Genomic DNA, 16,120 nt, shown 5'->3' with positions numbered 1-16,120 from the left:
CCTCTTTCCCGCTACTCTAGTCGCTATCACAAACGGCTAACACTCAGATATAAAAAAACCTCCTGCTGAAACAAATATTAATTCGCTTCAGCAGGAGGTTTTTTGTTAATCCGTAAATGATTGTTGGGATTAATTAAAGGTGTTTGAAAAGATCAGGGTGACGCGGTTACATCTCTTCGAAATAATAATCCTCTAATTCTGATTCCAGGCTTTTCCGTTCCCGATGCGCTTCGATTGCACGACGTGCCATCAGCTTTTTAGACATTTGCGATTCTTTATTAACGACCACATTACCGTTCTGATCAAACGATACTACTTCCTCGTGGCCTTCGAACTTAATAGCTGCTTCCATTGTTCTGTTCCTTTGGTAGATCACAGTCAGTGAGGTTTGCTAACCCGGAGCCATGATTTTTCTTGTTATTGGTTGCAGTAGCATGACAGCAAAGCCGAAGGTGACCAAATTCCATTTATCTTGAATGAACGATCAGTAAATGCTTCCAGCCCTTATGGTATCTGGGGTTATATCAGAACGGCAAAATTGACGTGGTTTTTATGACAGAAAACAGAGGAAAAATTATTCGGCAAAAAATAATTTTGTCGCAATAGGTCTAGTTTAGAGGGAGAGAAAGGAAGTGAGGGAGCTCTAGTTTTCCAGCCGCAGCGACTTGATGCTGCGTTTGATCGCGTTCAGGTGTTCTGAAAACTCGGGGCCACGGCGTTGGGTCACTGCAACCGCCAGCATATCAATAATCATCAGGTGAGCGATGCGCGACGTCATCGGCGTAAACTGTTCGGTATCTTCTTCGATATTAATATGAATCGGCAAGTCAGCTGCCAGACTCAGCGGGGTGTTCGCCGGTGCCAGGCTGACAACCTGAGCGCCGTGCTGTTGTGCCAGCTGTACCGTGTGTAATAAATCTTTGGTGCGACCACTTTGTGAAATCGCCACCACCACATCGTCTTCGCCCAGCGTGACAGCCGACATCGACTGCATATGTGGGTCGCTGTAGGCCGCGGTTGCGACCTGCAAACGGAAGAATTTATGTTGAGCATCGGTGGCTACTGCTCCTGAAGCGCCAAAGCCATAAAACTCTACCCGTTGTGCGCTGCTAATGGCGTTAGCTGCTGCGGCAACCTGTTGGCTCCGGAGTTGAGACTTCACCTGATGTAGGCGTTGAATGGTAGTGTCGGCGATTTTATTGCAGATGTTTTCAATGCTGTCGTCTTCGGCAATCGCGAACTGGCCAATGTTGTTAGCAACGGCCATTTCCTGAGCGATGCGGACTTTAAACTCCTGAAAACCATTACAGCCAATGCCGCGGCAGAAACGCACGATGGTTGGCTCACTGACCTGGGCTTCCTGAGCCAGATCAACAATCCGCATATGCATCACCTGCTCGGGTGATTTCAGTACGTATTCAGCGACTTTTACTTCTGACTTACGCAGGTTGGGGATTGCCGCAGCAATTTCTGTCAGAACCGGACTCTGTCTCAAATCAGCCTCGCACAGCCAGAAAATAAATGGTGTATGGATTAACCATTATGAACTGCGCGGATTATAAGTAAATCTGACGTGAGTACCAGTCATGCAGATCAACGGATTGAGTCGATGATCCGCCCGAATGGGTGTAAATATATACAGTGAAGCTATCAAATCTGTGGCATGAATCTGATAAACTCGCGGCCATGGATATTTCATTATTGCTCGATAATTTAAACGATGGTCAGCGCAATGCGGTGGCGGCTTCTTCCAAACACCAGCTGGTACTGGCGGGTGCTGGCTCGGGTAAAACCCGGGTGTTAGTGCAACGCATCGCCTGGTTGCTGAATGTTGAAAACGTATCGCCGTTTGCAGTGATGGCGGTGACCTTCACCAATAAAGCGGCCAAAGAAATGCGTGGTCGTCTGGAAGAGGTGTTAAATGTACCTGCTAACGGCTTGTGGGTGGGTACCTTTCACGGTCTGGCGCATCGCCTGTTAAAGCAACACTGGCGTGAAGCCAGATTGCCGCAGCATTTTCAGATTCTCGACAGTGATGACCAGCTGCGTCTGATTAAACGCCTGATGAAGGCGCACAATATCGACGATAGCCGTTATCCGCCCAAACAGATCCAGTGGTTTATTAACGGCCAGAAAGACGAAGGCCGTCGTGCCGCACATGTGATTCCGTCGGCGGACCCGTTTCAGGAAACTCTGCGCACGGTGTACGCCATTTATGAAGAGAACTGCCAACAAAACGGTCTGGTCGATTTCGGTGAAATCCTGTTGCGTTCACATGAACTCTGGTTGGAGAATCCGGAACTGTTGCAACATTATCAGCAGCGCTTCCGCAACATTCTGGTCGACGAATTCCAGGACACCAACAATATCCAGTACGCCTGGATTCGCTTGTTGGCCGGGCAAAGCATTTCGGTGATGGCGGTGGGTGATGACGATCAGTCGATTTACGGCTGGCGTGGTGCCAACATTGATAATATCCGCAATTTCCAGCACGACTTCCCCGGTGCTGAGCTGATTAAGCTGGAGCAGAACTACCGCTCCACCGCCAATATTCTTGAAGCTGCCAATGCGGTAATTACCAATAACCAGGGGCGTTTAGGCAAAAACCTGATGACCGAAGGGGCGGAAGGTGAGCCAATTCGTTTATACAGTGCCTTTAACGAGCAGGATGAAGCGCGTTATATCGCCGACTTAGTGGATGAATGGTCACGTGATGGCCGTCAGCGTACTGAGATGGCGGTGTTATACCGTTCCAATGCTCAGTCGCGTACGCTGGAAGAAGCGTTTTTACGCTCGGGTATTCCGTATCGTATTTACGGTGGCCAGCGTTTCTATGAGCGTCTGGAAATTAAAAATGCGTTGTCGTATTTGCGCCTGTTATTAAATCGCCAGGATGATGCGGCGATGGAGCGGGTGATTAATGTTCCGGCGCGGGCGATTGGCGAAAAAACCGTGGAAATTCTGCGTAGCCATGCCCGTGATCAGGGTTGTTCGTTATGGCAGTCAGCCAATGAAGCGGTATCGCTGGGATTATTACCCAAACGTGCCGGTACTGCGGTGCAGAACTTTGTCACCCTGATTGATGAAATGAGTGTGGGCATCGAAGAATTAAAACTGCATGAAATTGTTGATCAGGTGATTACTCAAAGCGGTTTAATTGAGCACCATAAAAAAGAAAAAGGCGAAAAAGGACAGGCACGTCTCGATAACCTGGAAGAGTTAATTAACGCTGCCCGTCAGTTTGAAACCGGTGATTACTTACCATCGGATGAAATGGACAGCGAAGGTGAAGAACCCACCAGTCAGTTAGATCTGGCGGTGTTCCTTGATAACGCCGCGCTCGATGCCGGTGAAGGCCAGGCCGATGAATACGAAGATGCAGTGCAGTTAATGACGCTGCACTCGGCGAAGGGTCTGGAATTTCCGCAAGTTGTTTTGGCGGGCATGGAAGAAGGATTATTCCCGCATAAAATGTCGATGGACGAAGCTGAAGGGCTGGAAGAAGAGCGCCGTCTGGCTTACGTTGGCATCACCCGGGCGATGGAGAAGCTGGTATTAACGCATGCGGAAAGCCGTCGTTTACACGGTCAGGAAAACTTCAGTACACCGTCGCGCTTTATTCGTGAAATCCCTGATCACCTGATTCAGGAAGTGCGCCTGAAAAACAGCATTAGTCGGCCATTAACGGCTAAGCGCCATGCGGGTGGCATTCACTCTTCAGCTCAGCCTGACTTTATTAAACAAGAACAGAGTGCGTCGGTACCTTACGATCTGGGTAGCCGTGTTTACCATGAGATGTTTGGTGAAGGCACAGTACTGCAGTTTGAAGGTCAGGGCCCGGGATTGCGGGTACAGGTGTTTTTTGATGACGCCGGGCAGAAGTGGCTGGTGGCTAATTTTGCCAAGCTTGAAAAAGTCTAGGTTAGAGAAGTTTAAATAAGAAGGGAGCCAGTATGTTTTTCGAAAGCAGCAACATGGATGTTGCAACCACCCAACCAGCACATGGATGTGCCTTTTGGGTGGCGACAGAAAAATATACTGGCTCTCTTCTGTCATTATTTCAGTTAAAAAAATCAGGAGCGGATTACTTTTCAGCCGCAGCTCCGAAGGGCCATCCCTGGCCCTACCGAGCTACCGCAACATCCTGTTGCTGCTTTGAAAAGTAGTCCGCTCCTGATTTATGTGAAAATATTTATAAAAACAACACAGAGGAATTAAGTGTGAAAATTAAAACCCTTGTTAAATCACTTGGCCTTGGGGCAATTGCAGCGGCAGCATTATTAACCGCCGGTTGTAATAAAGAAGCTCAAACCGAAAGTGCGCAATCATCAGCAGCTGCCCAGCAGCAACAAACCTTTAAATGGAAATTAGTCACTTCCTGGCCAAAAAACTTTCCGGGGCTGGGTACCGCACCAGAGCGCTTTGCCGATATGGTGAATGAAATGTCGGCCGGGCGTTTAACCATTAAAGTTTACGGCGCTGGTGAACTGGTTCCGGCCCTGCAAGTGTTTGATGCGGTATCACAAGGTACCGTGGAAATGGGCCATAGCGGGGCTTATTACTGGAAAGGAAAAGCACCAGCCTCGCAGTTTTTTACCTCAGTTCCTTTTGGTTTAACTGCTCAGGAAATGCACGGTTGGATTCAGTATGGTGGTGGTCAGCAGTTATGGGAAGAAGTGTACGCCCCGTTTAATATTCTGCCGTTAGCGGGTGGTAATACCGGCGTGCAAATGGGTGGCTGGTTTAATAAAGAAATTAACAGCGTGGCCGACCTGCAAGGTCTGAAAATGCGTATCCCGGGCATTGGTGGTGAAGTATTAAAGCGTGCCGGTGGTACTCCGGTGACACTGCCGGGTGGTGAAATTTTCACCTCATTACAAACCGGTGCCATCGATGCAACCGAGTGGGTTGGCCCGTATAACGACTTAGCGTTTGGTTTATATAAAGTGGCTAAACATTACTATTATCCGGGCTGGCATGAGCCGGGCTCCATGATGGAATTCACCATTAATAAACCCGCTTTTGCAAAACTGCCAAAAGACCTGCAAGCGATTGTGCGGGTTGCAGCACAAGCCATTAATCAGGATATGCTGAATGAATATACGACGCGTAACCAGACAGCGCTGATTGAATTAAAAGAAAAACACGGTGTTGATATTCGACCATTCCCAGCTGATGTGCTGGATACACTGAAAACCCTGTCGGACGAGGTAGTAGCCGAAGTAGCCAGCGGTGATGAACTAAGTAATAAAGTGTATCAGTCGTTTAAAAACTATCGGGATCAGGTTAAGGCGTATCATGCTGTCAGTGAACAAGCCTATATTAATGCACGCGACTAGCGTGAAATATTTATCGCACTAAATGATCATAAAAAACGGGAGCAAAAGCTTCCGTTTTTTATGATTCTGAAAGCGTTATTTTTCAGAAAGTAAGTACTGAATTGCCGCTTCAATTTTTTCAGCACGTTTATCCCCTTCATGGGTTTCACCAATAAAGCGATAACGCAGGTTGCCTCGCTTATCGACCAGATAAAATGCAGGCCAGTAACGATTATCCAGTGCCCGCCAGTATGCAAAGTCATTATCCATCATCACCGGATGGTGTAGCTGATATTTCTTAATCGCTTTTTCAACATTGCCACGGTCGTGTTCGTAATCAAACTCGGGTGAATGAATGCCGACAACCTGAAAATCATCGTTGGCGAACTTCTCTTCCACCGAATGTAACCACGGAAAGCTGCGATAACAGTTCCAGCACGCCAAGGTCCAGACATCAATCAACAGCACTTTGCCGGTTAAATCGGCGGTTTTAAGAGGCTTGGAATTGAGCCAGGCCTGAGAATCGGACTGAGTAAATTCAGGCAGTGGCCCGTGTAGCGGCTCTGCCTGGGCATGATTCATACGTCCACCTACCAGCCAGTACGCGATGGCAAGGGTGAATACCAGCGAGGCGGAGAACCAGGAGAATTTTTTCATGATAAGGCTCGTAAAAACGATGGAATGCCTTATTGGAGCCGCCATGGCGACAGAAGTTCCCGTGGCGGTTTGTCAGTGTTAACAGGCCCTGGCAGAAGCATCAGGCGCTGGTGGCCAGACTCTCCAGCATCATGGCTTGTGCTTTAATCTGCTCTTCACCTTCAGCCGGTTGCTGGCGAACATAACTGCCATCCGGTTGTAGATCCCACGCCTGACAGTTATCCAGCGTATAGGCCTCCAGTTCGCGTTTCATCCGCTCTTTCAGCTTGTTAGCTTCCACCGGGAAGCAGGTTTCTACCCGGTTTAATAAGTTACGCTCCATCAGATCGGCACTGCCAGCATAGATTTCGTCTTTGCCATTATTCTGGAAGTAATATACTCGGGTGTGCTCCAGAAAACGGCCAATAATCGAACGCACACTGATATTGTCAGAAACGCCGGGAATTCCCGGACGCAGGCAGCACATACCGCGAATAATCAGTTCAATTTTAACCCCGGCCTGAGAGGCCTTATACAAGGCACGAATTAACTTAGGTTCGGTTAAACCATTGGCTTTCATACGAATTAATGCCGGTTTACCCGCTTCTGCATGAGCGCGTTCACGGTCAATCAGTTCCAGCATTTTTTTATGCAGGGTAAAGGGCGCATGAAACAGCTTTTTAATGCGTAACGCTTCGCCCATCCCGGTGAGTTGCATAAAGACTTTATGCACATCTTCACCAATGGAATCATCACAGGTCATAAAGCTGTAGTCGGTATATACCCGAGCGTTACCGGCGTGGTAATTGCCGGTACCCATATGCACATAACGCTTAAATTTATCGCCTTCTTTGCGCACAATCAGCATAACTTTGGCGTGGGTTTTATAGCCCACCACACCGTATACCACCACGGCTCCGGCTTCTTGTAAGCGGTTAGCCAGGTACAGGTTATCTTCTTCATCAAAGCGCGCACGCAGTTCAATCACCACCGTGACTTCTTTGCCATTGCGGGCGGCATCCACCAGAGCATTCACAATTTCGGATTTAGCGCCGGTACGGTACAAGGTTTGTTTGATCGCCCGTACTGCCGGATCTTTGGCTGCCTCGCGCAGCATATCCACAACCGGAGTAAAGGATTCAAACGGATGCAGCATTAACGCGTCTTTTTCGCGGATGCTTTCAAAAATACTTTTCTTAAAATTAATATTTTTAGGCAAACCCGGTGTAAACGGCGCGTATTGTAAATCCGGGCGGTTAATCTGGAAAATGGCTTCCATTAATCGGGAAAGGTTAACCGGGCCGTTTACTTTAAATAAATCGTTTTCGTCCAGGTTAAACTTCATTAACAGGAAGTTAACCAGTTCGTCGGGGCAGTTGTCGGCGACTTCCAGACGCATTTCTTCGCCAAAATTACGTGAATGTAATTCGTCTTCTAAGGCGGAAGCTAAATCGGCGGTATCGTCGTGATCAATTTCTAAGTCAGCATTCCGGGTAACACGGAACTGATAACAACCATTAATCGCCATGCCCGGAAATAATTCATCGGCGTATTCATGAATCACCGATGATAAGAAAATAAAGTTATCGCCTTTGCCAGAACCATTCGGGCAAAGTTCATCCGGTAAACGAATAATGCGCGGCAGAGAACGTGGTGCCGGAATAATTGCCAGGCCGGTCTCGCGACCGAATGCGTCTTTTCCATCTAAGGCAACAATAAAGTTTAAACTTTTATTGACCAATCGTGGGAAGGGGTGTGATGGATCAAGCCCAATTGGGCTGATTAATGGCTGTACCGATTTTTCAAAATAATCGCGAATCCATTCACGCTGTTTATCGTTCCAGTTGGCCCGACGTAAAAAGCGAATATTCTCTTTTTCCAACTCTGGCAGCAGCGTGTCGTTTAAAATAGCGTATTGGCGGGCAACGGTCTGGCTACACAGTTCATGGATTTCATCCAGAACCTGTTGCGGGTGCATACCATCAGCACCAGCCTGCTCGCGGCGATAAGCTAATTGTTGTGTCAGGTTCGCAACCCGAACCTCGTAAAATTCATCCAGGTTTTTGCTGAAAATACAGAGGAAAAATAAACGATCCAGTAGCGGATGGCTTTCGTCCAGTGCCTGCTCTAACACCCGTAAATTAAACTGCAGATGGCTCAGCTCACGATTAATATAATATTCGCTGCTGGTTAAATCGATGGGTGTTTCCGTTACTTGTTCTTCGCTCATTTTTCTTCCTTCATTCAAATAAGGAGTTCAAGGTACTTTAAGCCGCCGCACCGAAGGGCCATCCCTGGCCCTGCCGTGCGGTCGCAATATCCCTATTGCTGCTATTTAAAGTACCTTGAACTCCTTATTTTCATAAACCTTAGATATCGGAAAAAGTGTTTCGGTCGTTTGAATTATTTTTTCCGAACAGCAACAGGATGTTGCGCTAGCATCGAGCGACAGGGATGTCGCACCGATGCGGAGAGGGGAAAATAATTTAAATGGCTGAAGCACGATTTAATACTGACTTACTTATCTAACCACTCCGCATATTGCTTCGCGTAATAGGTTAAGATGCCATCCGCGCCAGCACGCTTAATACTTAATAAAGACTCATGCATCACGGCTTCATCATCCAGCCAGCCATTCTGAGCAGCTGCTTTGTGCATCGCATATTCACCACTCACCTGATAGACAAAGGTGGGCGCTTTTAATTCATCTTTAATGCGGCGCACAATATCCAGATATGGCATACCCGGTTTTACCATCACCATATCGGCACCCTCGGCTAAATCGAGTGCCACTTCGTGCAGTGCTTCGTCACTGTTGGCCGGGTCCATCTGATAAGTCTTTTTATCCGCTTTACCCAGATTCGCAGCCGAACCCACCGCGTCACGGAATGGGCCGTAATAAGCCGATGCGTATTTCGCTGAGTACGCCATAATGCGGGTGTTTACAAAGGCTTCTTCTTCCAGCGCATCACGAATGTCACCGATGCGACCATCCATCATGTCCGATGGCGCGACGATATCGGCACCGGCATCGGCATGAGATAAGGCTTGCTGCACTAAGGTATCCACCGTGCGGTCGTTTAATACATAACCTTCTGCATCGATAATGCCGTCCTGACCGTGAGTGGTGAACGGGTCCAGCGCTACATCGGTCATCACGCCCATTTCCGGTACCGCGTCTTTGATGGCCCGTACTGCGCGTTGAGCCAGGCCATTCGGATTAAAGGCTTCTTCTGCCAGCTCGGACTTCACATCCAGTGGCGTTACCGGGAACAGTGCCACGGCCGGAACACCCAGCTTATAAAGATGGCGTACTTCATCGACCAGTAAGTCGATGGATAAACGCTCAACGCCAGGCATCGACGGAATGGCTTCGCGCTCCTGATGGCCCTCTAACACAAACATCGGGTAAATCAGGCTATCCACCGTCAGTTGTGTTTCACGCATCAAACGACGAGAAAAATCATCGCGACGCATACGGCGCAGTCGGGTTTCTGGGAACATGCGCTGGGCATCGTTAAAAGCCATGGAGTCTCTCCGGGAAATGTACAGATAAGTACACCGATTGTAGCTTGAATTGCCGGGCGGTTGAAAAAGCCAATGCTGATATAGCGCAAACTTTCGTCAGTGGCGCGCACGATATGACACCAATGTTACAGTTTTATGCACAATCCTCTTTCATGCAGGGTTCGCCTCACTCCCACTGAGCAGAATCGTCACTCGCTTTTATCGGTTTGGCAATTTACCGCACCAACCTCTGTGCCTAACAATGACTGGAGCCTGTAAACAGGCCCTGGCATAAGAATAAAAGAGCGTAGGTATAACGAGATGACTGATGATGTAATTGCCGAAGGTGTTACCCAAACCGCCGAAGGTTTTACCAAGACTGAATTAAATCTGGCGCAGAACTTTCTTGATCAGATCCCGTTTAATCAGATGCTGGGCCTGCAGCCCAAACGACTGGGGGCGGATTGCTGTGAATTCACGATGAAAATGCGTGACGATCTGGTGGGCAACTGGCTACAGGGTATTTTGCATGGCGGAGCCATTGCTACCGCGTTGGATGTTACTGGCGGTGCTATGGCGATGATTGCCGCCTGGCAGCGACTGCATCGTCAGGGTGCTCCAAAAGAAGAACGGCCGAAGCAGTTATCCAAACTGGGTACTATCGATATGCGGGTGGATTATCTGCAGCCCGGCAAAGGCAAGGAATTTACCGCCAGTGCCACTTTATTGCGCATTGGTAACAAGGTGGCTGTGACCCGGATGGAATTCCATAATGAAGACGATGAGCTGATTGCCGTAGGCACTGGTACCTATCTTTGCGGTTAAGCACTGGCATCGGTCTTTGTGGTTAAATGGTATGTTTGTTCGCGGGAACTAACCGGTTATTCTCCGGACTAATACCACAACCTTATCACTGATAGCGCCATCCCGGAGCCTGTATGCACGCGACATTACCTTTATTAGAGGTGAGTGACTTTCCTCAGCTGCAACGCAAAGCCACTGAAATCCTGCAGGTTAATCTGGGTTATAAGTGCAATTTGCGCTGTTTGCATTGTCATGTGAACGCCGGGCCAACCCGCACTGAAATGATGGATCGGGAAAATATAGATCTGATTATTCCGGTGATGCAGAAGCGTGGTATCAAAACGCTGGATCTGACGGGTGGCGCGCCGGAGATGCACGATGACTTCCGCTATCTGGTCGCTCAGGCTTCTGCGGCGGGTATCAAGGTGATAGATCGTTGTAATCTGACCATTCTGTTTGAACCAGGTCAGGAAGGGTTAGCTGAGTTTCTGGCAGAGCACCAGGTGGATGTCGTCGCCTCATTGCCGTGTTATTCACTGGATAATGTTGATAAGCAACGGGGTGATGGGGTGTTTGATAAAAGCATCGCCGCGCTGCAGAAATTGAATGAACTGGGCTACGGCCAGCCGGGCAGTGAGCTGAAACTCGATCTGGTGTTTAACCCGCAAGGGCCGGTTTTGCCACCGGCACAACAACCGCTGGAAGCACAATATAAAGCCGAGCTGGATTCACATTTTGGTATCCAGTTTAACCAGCTGTACGCGTTAGCCAATCTGCCGATCAAACGTTTTGGTTCAACGCTGATTTCCAAAGGTCAGTTCCACGATTATATGACCCTGCTGAAAGATAACTATCAGGCTGCCAACCTTGAGCACGTGATGTGCCGCTCTCTGATCAGTGTCGATTGGCAGGGTAATTTGTTCGATTGTGATTTTAATCAGCAGCTGGAATTGAATTTAGCCGGTAAAGACGCTCCGCATCTGCGTGATCTGTTAAGCGAGGATATGGCCGGTGAACCTATTTGTGTCGCCGATCACTGCTTCGCCTGTACCGCCGGACAGGGCAGCAGTTGTGGCGGGGCTCTGTAGCTACTAATAATGACTTGTAGGTGATGTTGGTATTGCCGTGATGATAAAAAAACCGCTGTTATTAATCATCCTGATCGCTGCCTTTGCCGGGATGTGGCTGCTGGATATCCATCAGTTGTTTACCCTGCATGGGTTGAAAGACAGCTTACAGCAGTTTGAACTCTGGCAGGCGCAACAGCCTTTGTTACTGGCACTGGTGTTCTTTCTGATTTATATCCTGGCGGCGGCACTGTCGTTTCCCGGTGTGGGCGTGATGACGGTGGCCGCGGGTGCATTATTTGGTGTTGTCTGGGGGCTGGTGCTGGTGTCGTTTGCCAGCTCAGTGGGAGCCGTGCTGGCCTTTTTATCAGCCCGTTATTTATTTCGCGATACCGTGCAACAGCGTTTTAACAGCCGCCTGCAAAAAGTGAATGATGGCATGGCGCGGGATGGTGCGTTTTATTTATTCACCCTGCGTATTGTCCCGGTTGTTCCGTTTTTTCTGATTAATTTACTGATGGGGCTGACCCGCATCCGTATCTGGACTTTTTACTGGGTCAGTCAGCTAGGTATGCTGCCGGGTACATTATTGTACGTTAATGCCGGTACTCAGCTGGCTGCTATTGATGAGATGGCGGATATTCTATCCCCCGGTTTATTAGTATCCTTGCTGCTGCTGGGCATTTTTCCATGGCTGGCAAAAAAGCTCGGCCAGAAAATAACAACACTTCAAACCCGTAACCGCTCTGAAGAGATTGCCACACCATGACATATCTGACGAAACGACTGACCGCTTATCGACCTTTTACTCGCTACTCCTTCTCTTATAGGGCCGCGATGGCATTACTGGTGACGCTGCTGTCTATCAGCCCGCTGAGCCATGCCTTTGACCATAGCCAATGGGATGCATTAGCTAAACAACACGTTCACCTGAGCGCTGATGGTTTTACCAGCGAAGTCGATTATCAGGGTTTTGCCGATGACCGTGCAGCGCTGAAAGCTTATCTGGAATCCTTATCTGAGGTGAGCTGGCAGGAGTTTGAACAGTGGTCTAAGCCGGAGCAGCTGAGTTTCTTAATTAATGCCTACAACAGCTGGACGGTGGAATTAATTGTCCGCAATTGGCCGGATATTGAATCCATTCGTGACCTTGGCAATTTATTAAGCTCGCCGTGGAAGAAAGAATTTATTCCTCTGTTAGGCGAGACTCGTTCGCTGGATGACATTGAACACGGTTTGATTCGTGAGGATGGTCGCTTTAACGAACCCCGTATCCACTTTGCCGTTAACTGCGCCAGCATTGGTTGCCCGCCGTTACGTGCCGAAGCATTTGTTGCTGATCAGTTAGAGCAGCAGCTGGAGCAACAAACCCGCTGGTTTTTATCCGACCGCAGCCGTAACCGCGTCAGCAAAGATGGCTTAGAAGTGTCGTCGATTTTTAACTGGTACGGGAACGATTTTGAACGCGGTTGGGTAGGTTATCAGCGTCTGGAAGACTTTTTCTTAAAATATGCCGATGACCTGGATATTCCGGCGGCACAACGCAAAGCATTACAGCAAGAAAAACTGGATATTGATTATCTGGACTACGATTGGAAACTGAATGTTAAACGCTGAGGGCGGCTCTCGCCCTCTGGTGAGCCTTGCGACTTCTATTTCCGTTTCTGACTCCATTGATGTCTCAGTTGTAGTCCCTTTCTATAATGAGCAGGCAGAAATGCCTGCACTGTTAGCCCATCTGAGACACTGGCAGAGCCGTGGCTGTGAAATTCTGCTGGTGGATGGTGGCAGTCAGGATGACTCCGCACACATTGCCCAACAGCACGGCTTTAAGGTGATTCAAAGCGATAAAGGGCGCGCGCTGCAAATGAATGCCGGTGCCCAACAGGCAAGTGGCAAAGTGCTGGTGTTTCTGCACGCCGACAGTCGTTTACCCACCGATGCCGATCAGCAAATTTTGCAGGCGATTGAGCAGCAGTATTACCGCTGGGGGCGGTTTAATCTCACCATTGATGGCCAGGCAAAGATGTTTCCCGTGATCAGCTGGCTGATCAATCAGCGCTCGCGGCTGACGTCGGTGGCTACCGGTGATCAGGCGATTTTTGTTCGTCGCGATGAATTCCTGCGGTTAGGTGGTTACCCCCAACAACCTCTGATGGAAGACGTTGAACTGTGCCTGCGGTTAAAGCAATACAGTCGTCCGGCGTGTCTGACGTCGCGGGTGTCTACCTCCGGGCGGCGCTGGCAGCAGCAGGGTGTCTGGCGCACCATTTTCCTGATGTGGCGCTTACGCTGGTTATATTGGCGGGGTGTCAGTGCCACTACCTTAGCTGAGTATTATTAATGAAAACGCGCATTATCATTTTTGCCAAAGCACCGTTGCCCGGGTTAGCCAAAACCCGGTTAATACCGGCGCTGGGTGAGCAAGGGTCGGCCCAATTGGCCAAAAAACTTCTGCAATACAGTGTGCAGCAAGCGGTTAGTGCTGGCGCTGGGGTTAGCAGCGTTGAGTTATGTGTCGCCCCGGGGCTCGACCCCGATTTATGGCAAGACATTGAAATCCCCGCCACGGTGCAGTGGAGTGAACAGGGCGCTGGTGATTTAGGTGAGCGCTTGCAGCGTGCCAGTCAGCGCAGTTTAGAACAGGGTGAAGCAGTACTGCTGATGGGTACCGATTGCCCCGGTTTAACCGCCGAGCGCCTGCAACAGGCCGCCAACGCTTTGCAGCAGAATGATACCTGTATGTATCCGGTATCCGATGGCGGTTATGCTTTGTTGGGGCTGCGCTATCCGGCACCGTCGCTGTTTGTTGATATGCCCTGGAGTACCGAGCAGGTCAGTCGTCTGACGCAGCAACGTATCCAGCAGGCCGGGTGGTCACTGGCGTGTCTGGAGACACTGCACGATATTGATGTCGCCGATGATCTGGAACATCTGCCAGCAGGCTGGTTATCAAATTGAAATCAATGTCAGTGCGGAACTTCTGGCGCTAATCAGGCACTAATTTCTTCACTCAATTCATAATGAGTTATTCATTCGAGGTCAAAAAATGCACAACGTGGTTCAGGATTATTACGGCAAACAACTGCAGAGCAGTGATGATTTAAAAACAACGGCGTGTTGTGACGCCAGTGCGATGCCGGAATGGTTAAAACCGTTATTAAGTCAGATTCACCCGGAAGTATTGTCGCGTTACTACGGCTGTGGTCTGGTTTGCCCGCCAAAGCTGGAAGGCTGTCGTATTCTCGATTTGGGTAGTGGCAGTGGCCGCGATGTGTATGCTCTGGCGCAGCTGGTAGGGCCGGAAGGTGAAGTGGTTGGCGTCGATATGACCGACGAACAGCTGGCTGTCGCTGAAGATCATCGCCAGTGGCATAGCGATGCGTTTGGTTACAGCAACGTGCGCTTTATGAAAGGCTATATCGAAAAGCTGGATGAACTGGATCTGGAGCCGGGTTCGTTTGACGTGATTGTGTCGAACTGTGTGGTGAACTTATCACCCGACAAAGCCGCGGTATTGCAGGGCATTAAAAAGCTGTTAAAACCAGGCGGTGAATTTTATTTCTCTGACGTGTATTCCGACCGTCGGGTTCACGATGCCGCCAAAAACGACTCGGTGTTATACGGTGAATGTTTAGGCGGTGCACTGTACTGGAACGACTTTGAGCGTCTGGCGATTGAAGCCGGATTTGTTGATCCGCGTCTGGTGGAAGACCGTCCGTTAGAAATTACCGATCCGGCACTGGCGGCGATTACCGAAAATATTCGTTTTTACTCGGCTACCTACCGGTTATTTAATATCGACGGTCTGGAATCCAGCTGTGAAGATTACGGTCAGGCGGTGATTTATCGTGGCGGTATTGAGCATAGCCCACATACCTTTATGCTGGATAAACACCATATCATCGAAGCCGGTAAAATCTTCCCGGTGTGTGGTAACACCTGGATGATGTTAAAAAACAGCCGCTTCGCTGAGCACTTTGAGTTTATTGGTAACTTTGAGCGCCACTTTGGTTTATTTGAAGGCTGTGGCTCGGGCATGCCGTTTGACCGGGTATCCGCAGAGAGTGATGCATCACCTTGCTGCTAGTCGTGGCCTAAACAAAGAAAGGGTATTTACCAGAGCCTGTTCTAGGTTACTCCGGTAAATGCCCAACCTTCACCAGAATCAGCGTATCTTGTTCCACATACGGAAAATGTTTGCTGAGATGCGGGCTGCGTAACCAGCTTCCGGCCGGATAACGACCGTGCTCGTCGATAAACTCCCCTGAGATCACCAGAATCTCTTCACCACCAAAATGAGTGTGCGGTTGGAAGCGTTCTCCGGCTGGCCAGAACACCAGCGCGGTAGATTCCCCTTTATGCTCATGCAATGGCAGCACTTTTAAACCACCTATGCCCGGCAGAAATTCAGCATTGTGCGTATCAACCCGTACCTGCTGATGGTCATCGGCCTGAAACTGATGCAGTTTTACAAAGATGGTGCAGCCGTCTTTGCTGAACGGCGCATGGCTGAAGCCTTCCGGGTTACGTAGATAACTGCCCGCCGGGTAATCGCCGCTCTCATCTGAGAACACACCTTCTAGCACAAAAATTTCTTCGCCCAGTGGGTGTGGGTGCTCACTGAAGCTGGCACCCGGCAGATATTTAACAATGCTGGTGGCATGGCCACGTTCGGCTTCTTCCCGAGCCAGCCGTTTGCGCAGCACGCCGGGCATGGGGCTTTGTACCCACTCCAGATCATGACTGTTGATAACGACGCGTTGGCTGAAATCGAGATTAAGCATG

General features: G+C 49.4%; 15 protein-coding genes. 9 read left to right on the top strand and 6 right to left on the bottom strand.

What is annotated here, in order from left to right:
- Positions 1 to 166: 166 nt before the first annotated feature.
- Both ACO05E_RS06575 and ACO05E_RS06570 read right to left on the bottom strand, forming a co-directional pair.
- Positions 167 to 352, bottom strand: a complete 186-nt coding sequence (locus ACO05E_RS06575; RefSeq protein WP_419812186.1) for a PA3496 family putative envelope integrity protein — start codon at positions 350 to 352, stop codon at positions 167 to 169.
- Positions 353 to 643: 291 nt separating this feature from the next.
- Positions 644 to 1,495, bottom strand: a complete 852-nt coding sequence (locus tag ACO05E_RS06570) for an SIS domain-containing protein (RefSeq protein WP_419812185.1) — start codon at positions 1,493 to 1,495, stop codon at positions 644 to 646.
- Positions 1,496 to 1,686: 191 nt separating this feature from the next.
- On the opposite strand from ACO05E_RS06570, the gene uvrD reads away from it, so the two are divergent.
- Both uvrD and ACO05E_RS06560 read left to right on the top strand, forming a co-directional pair.
- Entirely contained in the window at positions 1,687 to 3,921 is a 2,235-nt protein-coding gene (gene uvrD / locus ACO05E_RS06565; RefSeq protein ID WP_419812184.1) for a DNA helicase II, read from the top strand.
- Positions 3,922 to 4,220: 299 nt separating this feature from the next.
- On the top strand, positions 4,221 to 5,339 hold the full coding sequence (locus ACO05E_RS06560; RefSeq protein WP_419812183.1) for a TRAP transporter substrate-binding protein: 1,119 nt from the start codon (positions 4,221 to 4,223) through the stop codon (positions 5,337 to 5,339).
- Between the two features lie 75 nt (positions 5,340 to 5,414).
- On the opposite strand, the gene ACO05E_RS06555 is transcribed toward ACO05E_RS06560, so the two are convergent.
- The 3 genes from ACO05E_RS06555 to hemB all read right to left on the bottom strand — a co-directional run bounded on the left by ACO05E_RS06555 (position 5,415) and on the right by hemB (position 9,482).
- The gene (locus ACO05E_RS06555; RefSeq protein ID WP_419812182.1) at positions 5,415 to 5,975 is read right to left on the bottom strand and encodes a redoxin family protein; all 561 of its coding nucleotides are present in this window, start codon (positions 5,973 to 5,975) and stop codon (positions 5,415 to 5,417) included.
- A gap of 100 nt (positions 5,976 to 6,075) precedes the next feature.
- The gene (gene ppk1, locus ACO05E_RS06550; RefSeq protein WP_419812181.1) at positions 6,076 to 8,184 is read right to left on the bottom strand and encodes a polyphosphate kinase 1; all 2,109 of its coding nucleotides are present in this window, start codon (positions 8,182 to 8,184) and stop codon (positions 6,076 to 6,078) included.
- A gap of 287 nt (positions 8,185 to 8,471) precedes the next feature.
- Positions 8,472 to 9,482, bottom strand: coding sequence for a porphobilinogen synthase (gene hemB / locus ACO05E_RS06545; protein WP_419812180.1), 1,011 nt, complete (start codon positions 9,480 to 9,482; stop codon positions 8,472 to 8,474).
- A 300-nt stretch (positions 9,483 to 9,782) separates the two neighbouring features.
- Between hemB and ACO05E_RS06540 the strand changes: the two genes are divergently transcribed.
- From ACO05E_RS06540 to ACO05E_RS06510, 7 genes are all read left to right on the top strand, one after another.
- Entirely contained in the window at positions 9,783 to 10,286 is a 504-nt protein-coding gene (locus tag ACO05E_RS06540) for a thioesterase family protein (RefSeq protein WP_419812179.1), read from the top strand.
- 113 nt (positions 10,287 to 10,399) lie between these two features.
- Positions 10,400 to 11,353, top strand: coding sequence for an arsenosugar biosynthesis radical SAM (seleno)protein ArsS (gene arsS, locus ACO05E_RS06535; protein ID WP_419812178.1), 954 nt, complete (start codon positions 10,400 to 10,402; stop codon positions 11,351 to 11,353).
- Positions 11,354 to 11,393: 40 nt separating this feature from the next.
- On the top strand, positions 11,394 to 12,101 hold the full coding sequence (locus tag ACO05E_RS06530) for a TVP38/TMEM64 family protein (RefSeq protein ID WP_419813666.1): 708 nt from the start codon (positions 11,394 to 11,396) through the stop codon (positions 12,099 to 12,101).
- Positions 12,098 to 12,949 carry a DUF547 domain-containing protein gene (locus ACO05E_RS06525; protein ID WP_419812177.1) on the top strand — a complete coding sequence of 284 codons (852 nt, stop codon included), beginning with the start codon at positions 12,098 to 12,100 and terminating at the stop codon, positions 12,947 to 12,949. Before ACO05E_RS06530 ends, ACO05E_RS06525 begins: the two co-directional genes overlap by 4 nt.
- Positions 12,936 to 13,676, top strand: a complete 741-nt coding sequence (locus ACO05E_RS06520) for a TIGR04283 family arsenosugar biosynthesis glycosyltransferase (RefSeq protein WP_419812176.1) — start codon at positions 12,936 to 12,938, stop codon at positions 13,674 to 13,676. Before ACO05E_RS06525 ends, ACO05E_RS06520 begins: the two co-directional genes overlap by 14 nt.
- Positions 13,676 to 14,293: a TIGR04282 family arsenosugar biosynthesis glycosyltransferase gene (locus ACO05E_RS06515; RefSeq protein ID WP_419812175.1), complete on the top strand. Its 618-nt coding sequence runs from the start codon at positions 13,676 to 13,678 to the stop codon at positions 14,291 to 14,293. The genes ACO05E_RS06520 and ACO05E_RS06515 overlap by 1 nt, the downstream gene beginning before the upstream one ends.
- A gap of 88 nt (positions 14,294 to 14,381) precedes the next feature.
- Complete coding sequence (locus ACO05E_RS06510) at positions 14,382 to 15,422, top strand: methyltransferase domain-containing protein (RefSeq protein ID WP_419812174.1); 1,041 nt, start codon at positions 14,382 to 14,384, stop codon at positions 15,420 to 15,422.
- Between the two features lie 46 nt (positions 15,423 to 15,468).
- On the opposite strand, the gene ACO05E_RS06505 is transcribed toward ACO05E_RS06510, so the two are convergent.
- Positions 15,469 to 16,119 (bottom strand): cupin domain-containing protein, encoded by a 651-nt coding sequence (locus tag ACO05E_RS06505; RefSeq protein ID WP_419812173.1) that lies wholly within the window; start codon positions 16,117 to 16,119, stop codon positions 15,469 to 15,471.
- Position 16,120 lies beyond the last annotated feature (1 nt).

The sequence above is a fragment of the Bacterioplanoides sp. genome, from assembly GCF_965226395.1.
Classification (GTDB): domain Bacteria; phylum Pseudomonadota; class Gammaproteobacteria; order Pseudomonadales; family Oceanobacteraceae; genus Bacterioplanoides.
Note: the sequence above shows the minus strand (reverse complement) of the source record. Positions and strands in the feature narration are given on the sequence as shown.